The following is an 8,579-nucleotide window of genomic DNA, read 5'->3' on the forward strand; positions in this document are numbered from 1 at the left end:
CGCCGGGGGCTCCGCGGCGGACGGCCGGGCCGCGGCGGGATCCGCCGGCCCCTCCCCCTGCTCCCCGTCCCCGTCGTCCGTCCCGTGGCCGGTCAGCCGGAGGAACACGTCGTCGAGGGTCGGGCGGCGCATGCCCGCGTCGTGCAGCTCGACGCCCGCGGCGGTCAGCTCGCCGACGACCGCGGCGAGCGCGCGCGGCCCGTCGTCGACCTGCACGGAGAGGGTCCGGCCGTCCGAGGAGACCGCGGGCGACGTCGTGCCGACCCGCTCGAGGATCCCCCGCACCGCCGGACCGTCCGCGTCGCGCACGAGCGCGACCTCCACCCGATGGCCGCCGATGGAGCTCTTCAGCTCGTCGGCGGTGCCCCGCGCGATGACGGTCCCGCCGTCGATCACGGCGATGTCGTCCGCGAGCCGGTCCGCCTCCTCGAGGTACTGCGTGGTCAGCAGCACGGTCGTGCCCTCCGTCACCAGCTGCGTGATGACGTCCCAGAGCCCCAGCCGGCTGCGCGGGTCGAGGCCGGTGGTCGGTTCGTCGAGGAACAGCACGCGGGGCCGGGCGACGAGGGCGCCGGCGAGGTCGATGCGCCGCCGCATGCCGCCCGAGAAGCCCTTCACCGCGCGGTCGCGCGCCTCCGTGAGCCCGAAGGTGGCGATGAGCTCGTCGGCCCGCGCCCGCGAGGCGCGCCGGCCCATGTGGTACAGCCGGCCGACCATGTCGAGGTTCTCGAACGCGGTGAGGTTCTCGTCGACGGCGGCGTACTGGCCGGACACCCCGATCATCGCCCGGACGTCCGCCCCGCGCGTGAGCACGTCGACCCCGTCGACCCGCGCGGTGCCCGCGTCCGGTCGGATGAGCGTCGTGAGGACCTTGACGGCGGTGGTCTTGCCGGCGCCGTTCGGCCCGAGCAGGCCGAGGACCGTGCCCTCCGGGACCTGCAGGTCGAGGCCGGCGAGCGCGTGCACCGGCGGCGCACCGCGCGGGTGGTAGGTCTTGACGAGCCCCTCGGCTTCGATGACGGCCATGGCGCATGCTAGCGCCGGTGATTTCCCCGCGCAATGGATCCCGGACGCCGCGAGGGGCGGATGCCGACCGGCACCCGCCCCTCGGGGACTTCCCTCCTGTCAGCCGGGTCAGCGGCTCACGGAGAGGTACTTCGGCGAGCTGGTCCTCGCGGCGTTGGCGTCGTCGCCCGCGTACGTGGCGGTGACCGTGTAGCGGCCCTTCGCGTACGCCGGCAGCTCCACGCGGCCGGTGCCGGACGCGTCGAGCGTGACGTCGAACGAGTCCGAGCCCACCTGCACGACGACCGTGCCGGTCGGCGCCGCCTTGGCGGCGCTGTCGACCTTGACGGTGACGACGGCCTTCTGCGTGCTCGTCACCACGGACGGCTTGAGGCCCACCGTGACGGTGCTGGCCAGCTTGACCACGACGGCCTCGCTCGTGGCGGTGCCCGAGAGCCCCGCGGCCGGCTTCGCCGTCACGACGACGGTGATCGACTTGCCCGCCACGGAGGGCGAGACCCGGTAGGTCGCGCGCGTCTGGCCGGCAAGCGGCTTCCCGTCCGCGTACCACTGGTACGAGAACGCGAGGCCCTCGGCCTCCCACTCGCCGGTGGACGCGGTGAGCGTCTGACCGACGACGGGCGAGCCCGAGATGACGGGCGGCGCGGTGGCGACCGGTGCCGGGATCGGGCCCGACTCCACGCGGACGTAGGTCGTGGCGGCGCTGCCCGAGTAGGCCACGCGACCGAGGTACGCGGTCTCGGGCTCGAGGCCCGTCCAGGACGCCGTGTACGTGAGCGGGGTGCTCTGCACCGCGTCGAGCGGGTTCGGGGACACCTGGAAGGCGCCCTCGTCCGTCGTCGTGGACAGGTCGAACGTGGTGACCGTGAAGTCCTGCGTGCGCGTCCCCTTCGGGATCGAGAACACGTCGACCTGCACCACGTACGAGCCCGCGGTCGGGTCCTCGATGGTGACCGACTCGTCGGCCGACGCGGTCGCCGAGACGAACTGCTCCACGGCCTTCCCGCCCTCGAGGCGCGTGACCGTGAGGTCGAGGTCCGCGGCGTCGTCCGCCGAGTCGACGTCGATCCGCGTTGCCAGCAGCCCCTTCGGCACGGTGACCGGGTAGGTGAAGGAGGACTTCGCCTTGCCGGAGCCGGTGAAGGGCGACCGCTTGTCCTTCGGGTTCGGGATGACGACGCCGGGGGCGAGGCCCTCGGCGGTCAGCGCGATCTCGCCCGTGGCACCCGGCGTGACGGTGACGTCGACGGATCCGTCGATGCCGGTGCCCTGCACCTCGGCCGGGGCCGCGATGGAGACGGGGTTGACGGCGACGGGGCTGCGCACGACGTGGTCGGCGCTCGTCCAGGTCAGGGACCCGGTGGCGTACTCGTCGACGGTCGCCGTGGTGCGCGTGAAGGCCACCTCGAACGACTTCGTCTGGCCGGCCGCGGTGAACTCGAGCGTGCTCGGCGTGACGTCCGCCTCGATGCCCTCGAGGCCCTGGACGGTGGCGGTGTAGGTGCCGGCGCCCGTCGAGGTGACCTCGCGGGTCACGGTCTCGGCGCCCGTCAGGGTGCCGATCGCGATGCTCGCCAGGTTGAGCTCCGAGGGGTCGATCGGGTCGGAGCCGGTCTCGATCCCCACGCCCGCGATGTAGGCGAGCCAGTCGTCGAGGCCGTTCAGGTAGAGCAGCCCGGCGTCCAGGTACTCGGTCGGGTCGACGTGACCCGCGCCCTGCACGAAGGGATCGGTGACGGGCTGGCCGTCGCCGTCCACCGTGTCGTACGCGGTGGTCATGAGGGCCGACTTGATCTCCGAGACGGGCGCGTTCGGGCGCTCGCCCAGGTACAGCAGCGCGAGGCCGGCCACGTGCGGGGCCGCCATCGACGTGCCGGAGAGGAGGCCGTAGGTCGGCTCGCCGCCCTCGGCGTTGTTGGTCGCCGCGATGATCGCGACGCCGGGCGCCGTGACGTCGGGCTTGAGGATGTCGCTGCCGTCCGCGAGGACCGGGCCGCGCGAGCTGAAGCCGGCGACCTGGGGGGTCGGCTCCTCGATGCCGGTCGTGTTGTCCGGGACGAGCGTGACGGTCGCGCCGGGCGTGGACGCGTAGGCCGTGACGGCCGCGTAGACGTCCGCGTCGAGGTGGACGGTCGGCACCGCGTGGGTGTCGGAGTCCGTCGAGTTCGGCGTCGGGTTCACGAGCACCATGCCGATGCCGCCCGCGCGGGCGACCTCGGCCGACTTGGCGACGCGGTCGAACGTGCCGCGCTCGCACAGGACGATCGTGCCCGCGGCCTTCGCCGGGTCGAGGACGCCGGGACCGCAGAGCGCGGGTGTCGTGGCGCCGGCCGCGGCGACCGAGGCCGCCGTGACGAAGGCGCCCGAGACGGGCTCGGTGACCGTGATCGACGCGCCCGTGAAGGCCTGGCCGTCCCCGAGCTGGGCCGTGGCCTGGAAGTTGCCCGCCACCGTGCTGGCGCCGACCGTGGTGATCCACGGCGAGGCGTTGTCGAGGGTGGAGGAGTCGGGGCCGGAGTTGCCCGCGGAGGCCGACACGAAGATGCCGGCCGCGGCGGCGCCGAGGAACGCGACATCGGTCGCGGAGACCGTGGTCTCGGCCGATCCGCCGCCGATGGAGTAGTTGATGACGTCGACGCCGTCCGCCGTCGCCTGCTCGATGGCGGCGACGAGGTCGGCGCCCGCGCAGCCGTCGTCGGTGGTGACGGCGGGGTCGGGACCCGACCAGCACACCTTGTAGGCGGAGATCTTGGACGCGGGTGCCACGCCGGAGATCTCGCCGAGCTCGGCGCCCGCGATGGTCGCCTCGACGCCCGGCTCGCCCGCCGCGGTCGACGCGGTGTGCGAGCCGTGCCCGTCGCCGTCGCGCGGCGAGACGTACTCGCCCGTCTTCGCGGTGCCGATGTTCGCCTTGCCGAAGCCGTCGACGTAGTAGCGCGCGCCGATCACCTTCGTGCTGCAGTCGGCGGCGGTGAACTGCTCGCCGGTCTGGCACAGGCCCGTGAACTGCGTCCCGTCGCCCTTGTCGAAGCGGATCGTGGACCCGTCGAGGTAGGGCTCGTCGCCCGCCGTCGTGCCGAGCGCCTCGCCCGCGAAGGAGGGGTTCTCGGGGGCGATGCCGGTGTCGATGACGCCGATGACCGCGCCCTCGCCCGCGGAGTCCTGCCCGCCCGTCTCCGCCCAGACGCCGTCGGGGCCCGTGAGCCCCAGGAAGTCGATGGCCGGGGTCGAGGTGGGGTGGTAGATGCGGTCGGGCTCGACGCTCGCGACCTTGCGGTCGCTCGAGAGCCGTGCCGCCTGCTCGGCGGTGAGGTCGGCCGAGAAGCCGTTGACCGTGAGGGAGTACGAGTAGTCGATGTCGGCGCCGACGCTGGCGGCGACCTCCTCCTGCTGTCCCTCGAGGTAGTCCGTGTACTCGACGACCGGAGCGGCGTCGGCGTCGAGCTGCGTGCCCGATCGGGCCTGCGTGGCGGCGAGCCCGGAGACCCCGCCCTGGTAGGTCGCGGCGGCCTCGTCGGCGAGGGTCACGATGTAGCGGCCGTCCTTCAGGTCGACGGCCTGCTTCGCGACGGTCGGGGCGGGGGCGGCCATGGCGCCTCCGGCTCCGACGGTCACGAGGCCGGCTGCGACGAGGGCGGTGATGGCGGCGGAGGCCGTCGCCCTGCGCAGGGATGCTGCGCGGTTCGGCTCCGTGCGGAGCCTGGAGAAGCGTGGGATCACGAACACGTCCTTCAGTGGGGATGAGTGGCCCGCACGCGCCCCGAAGACGCGCACGAATCCTCAACATACCCCGGGTATTCGCCTTGAGATAGGCCGGGTGTTACCGCCGTGTAACAGATCGGACAGGTCCCTCGAAGCCCGTCATCCCGGCGATCCCGAGCGCTCCCGGCTGCTCCCGGGGCGGTCCCTCGTGGCTCGCGTACGCCACCCATGCAGCAGGTGTTCAGGATCCCGTCCGGACGGACCCGGCACGCGGAAGGGGCGCCCGCCTGCTGGCGCGCGCCCCTCCCGTCGTGCTGCCCGCCGCTCGCGCGGGCCCGTCTCAGCCGATCACGCGCAGCTGCCTCCGCGGGCTCGTGCCCGGTGCGACGACGGCGTCGCCCGCGTAGGCGGCCTGCACGGGATGGCTGCCCGCCGCGAGGTCGGCGAGCTCCAGGCGCGCGGTCCCCTGCGCGTCCAGGACGACGTCGTGCGCCTGCCCGTCGACCGAGACGGTGACCGTGCCGGTGGCGGGCGTGGGCGCGCGGCTCGCGACGCGGACGGCGACGGCGGACGTCCGGCCGCTCCGCGGATCCGCCCCGGTGACGGTCACGCTCACCCGCGGGGCGAACCGCACGGCCATCGGCTGCGTCACGGACGCCCCGTGCGAGCCGTCGGGAGCCGTCGCCGTGACCTCCGCGGTCAGCGCCCTGCCCACGTCCTGGGCGGTGGCCTGGTACGCGGCGTCGTCGGCGCCGGGCATCGGCTTCCCGTCGGACAGCCACCTCGTCCGGAAGGCGAGGCCGCTCGCGGCCCACGTCCCGACGTCCGCCGTCAGCCGCGATCCCACGATGGGCGTCCCCTCGATGCGGGCGGCCGAGGTCGCCGCGAGCGGGCGTGCCGCGCTCGGCGCCGTGGTGACGTCGACCAGCGTGCGCGGCGACGCGTCCGTGCCGTACGAGACCAGCCCGAGGTACTCCGGCCCCGCGGCGAGGCCGTCCCACGCGACCTGGAACGTCGCCTGCTCGCCCTGCACCGTGCGCACCGACTCCGGTCGCACCGAGGGGGCGCCCTCGCCCGCGCCCGGGCGCAGGTGGTACGGCTCGATCACGTAGCCGCCCGTCCCGCCCGCCGTGCTCACCCCGAAGACGAGGACCTGGGCCACGTAGTCGCCGGGCTCCGGGTCGAGGACCGTGATCCGCTCGGACGCCGACTCGGTCCCGGACTGCCGGCGGGTGATCACGCTGCCGTCCGCCGCCACCCGGTCGAGCGTCAGGTCGAGGTCCGTCGTCCCCGCGGTCGGGTGCACGTCCACGACCAGGGCGTGCTCCCCCGCGTCGACGTGGATCCGGTGCGCGAGGACCTCGCCCTCCTCCCCGCGTCCGGACTCCCCGGAGCCCGGGCGGGTCGGGTCGGGCAGCGGCACGCCGCGGACCAGCCCGTCGACCACGGGCCGGAGGGTGCCGGTCGATCCGGCCGTCACCGTGACGTCGGCCGCCCCCGTCGTGCCGGAGCCCGACACGGACCCCGGCGCCACGACCGGGACCGGCCGGACGGCGATCGGGCTGCGCACGGTCGTGTCGCCGCCCGTCCAGGTCAGCGAGCCGGTGGCGTACCGGCCCACCTCCGCGTCGGACGTGGACGAGAGCCGGACGGTGAAGGACCGCGTCTGCCCGGCCTTCGTGAAGGCGAGGGTCGCGGGGACCACGTCGGCGTGCACCCCGGCCAGCCCCTGGACCGACGCCGTGTACCGGCCAGGGCGGGTCGCGGTGACCGTGCGCGTCACCGTCCGCGGCCCCGTGAGGGATGCGACGGCGATGCTGGGCAGGTTGAGCTCGGACGGGTCCCGGGGCTGGGCGCCGTCACCGAGGTCGCCGCCGATGCCCGCGACGTACCGCGCCCAGTCGTCGTGGCCGGCGAGGTAGAGCAGCCCGGGATCGAGGTAGCGGGTCGTCTGGATCTCGCCCGCGCCCTGCGCGAACGGGTCCGTCAGGGGATGGCCGTCCGCGTCCACGGTGTCGCGGGCCGTGGTCATGAGCGCCGACTTGATCTCCGCGGGCGCGGCCTGGGGGTGCTCGCCGAGGTAGAGCAGCCCGCTGCCGGCCACGTGCGGGGCGGCCATCGACGTGCCGGACAGGGCGCCGAAGGTCGGCCGACCGGCCTCGGTGTCCGCGGTGGCGGCGAGGACCGCCACGCCGGGAGCGGCGACGTCCGGCTTGAGGACGTCGCCTCCCGCGAGGCTGGCCGGTCCGCGGGAGCTGAAGCCGGCGATCTGCGGGGCCGGGGCCTCGCTGCCCGTCGTGTTGCCGCGGACCATGGTCGCCGTCGCGCCGGCGCGCGCCTCGTCGAGGACCGTCTGCCGCGAGGGCACGTCGACGTGCACGGTGGGGACGGAGTGGGAGTCCGCGTCCGCGGAGTCGGTCTTCGTGTTGACGAGGACCATGCCCACGCCGCCGGCGCGTCGCACCTCCGCCGACTTCTCCACCCGCCCGGTCACGCCCCGGTCGCAGACGACGATCCGCCTGGCCGCCCGGGCGGGATCGAGCGAGTCCGCCGCGCAGACGGCCGGGGAGGACGCCCCCGCGACGGACGCCGCGGAGGCGAGCACGAGCGGCGCCGTGACGGGGGCGATCACCGTCAGCGACGCCCCGACGACCTTCCGTCCGTCCGCGAACGCGATCGTCCCGGAGTACGGGTGCGGCGCGGAGCTCGCGCCGACCGTGGTCACCCAGGGGGTGCTGTTGTCGCCCGTGCCCGCGTCCGGGCCGCTGTTCCCCGCGGCAGCCGCGACGAAGACGCCCGCGGAGGCCGCTCCGAGGAACGCCCGGTCGGTCGGGCTCAGCTCGGTCTGCCCGGATCCGCCGATCGAGTAGTTGACGACGTCGACGCCGTCCGCCGTCGCCTGCTCGATGGCCGCGACGAGGTCGCTGCTGGAGCAGCCGTCGTCGGTCTCCACCGCCGGGTCCGGTCCGTCCCAGCAGGCCTTGTAGACGGCGATCCGCGCGGCGGGGGCGACGCCGGAGATCTCGTCCACCTCCTGGCCGGCCACGACGGCGGTCACCCCGCCGTCGCCCGCGGCCGTGCTGGCCGTGTGCGATCCGTGCCCGTTCGTGTCCCGGGGCGAGAGCCGCTCCTGCGGCCCGAGCGGGTCGCCGTCGGCCTGGCGCCCCTGGACGAAGTAGCGCGCGCCGATGACCTTCGTCGAGCAGTCGGCGGCCGAGAACCCGGGACCGGTCTGGCAGGCGCCGTGGAACACATGGCCGTCGGCCTTGCGGTACGCGGTGCCGTCGGCGTCGCCGTCCCGGTAGGGCTCGGCACCGGGCGCGGTCCCGAGGGGAGCACCGGCGAACGCGGGGTTGTCGGGCGCGATCCCGGTGTCGATGTCGCCCAGCACGACGCCCTCGCCCGCGTGCTCCTGGCCGCCCGTACGGGCCCAGACGCCGTCGGGACCGGGGAGCCCCAGCGCGTCGAGCGCCGGGGTCGACTGCGGGTGGAGCAGCGTGTCGGGCTGCACGCTCAGGACGCGGTCGTCCGCCGACAGGCGCGCCGCCTGGTGCGCGGTGAGGCGGGCGGAGAACCCGTCGAGGGTCAGCGCGTAGGCCTGGTCGACCTGCGCGCCGACGGCGGCCGCGGTCTGGCGCTGGACGTCCCGCAGGTGGCCCGCGTAGTCCTCCACGGCCTCGGAGCCGGCGTCGAGCTGCGTGCCGGGATCCGCGCGGGTCGACTGCAGGCCCGGCGTGCCGCCGGCGTACGTCGCCGCGGGGTCGGCACGCAGCGTCACGACGTAGGACGAGGCGCGGCCGGCGCTCCCGCCGCCGTCGGCGGGACGGGGCGCGGCCTGCGCGACCCCGCGG

The 8,579-nt window shown here is 75.0% G+C and carries 3 protein-coding genes; all 3 read right to left on the bottom strand.

What is annotated here, in order from left to right:
- On the bottom strand, positions 1-1,026 hold a 1,026-nt coding region (locus Q6969_RS10340; RefSeq protein ID WP_317230366.1), incomplete at its 3' end, for an ATP-binding cassette domain-containing protein.
- A gap of 108 nt (positions 1,027-1,134) precedes the next feature.
- The gene (locus Q6969_RS10345; RefSeq protein WP_317230367.1) at positions 1,135-4,746 is read right to left on the bottom strand and encodes a S8 family serine peptidase; all 3,612 of its coding nucleotides are present in this window, start codon (positions 4,744-4,746) and stop codon (positions 1,135-1,137) included.
- 322 nt (positions 4,747-5,068) lie between these two features.
- The coding region (locus Q6969_RS10350) for a S8 family serine peptidase (RefSeq protein WP_317230368.1) at positions 5,069-8,579 on the bottom strand (3,511 nt) is incomplete at its 5' end.

It is taken from the genome of Clavibacter sp. MX14-G9D, from assembly GCF_032917815.1.
Classification (GTDB): Bacteria; Actinomycetota; Actinomycetes; order Actinomycetales; family Microbacteriaceae; genus Clavibacter; species Clavibacter michiganensis_K.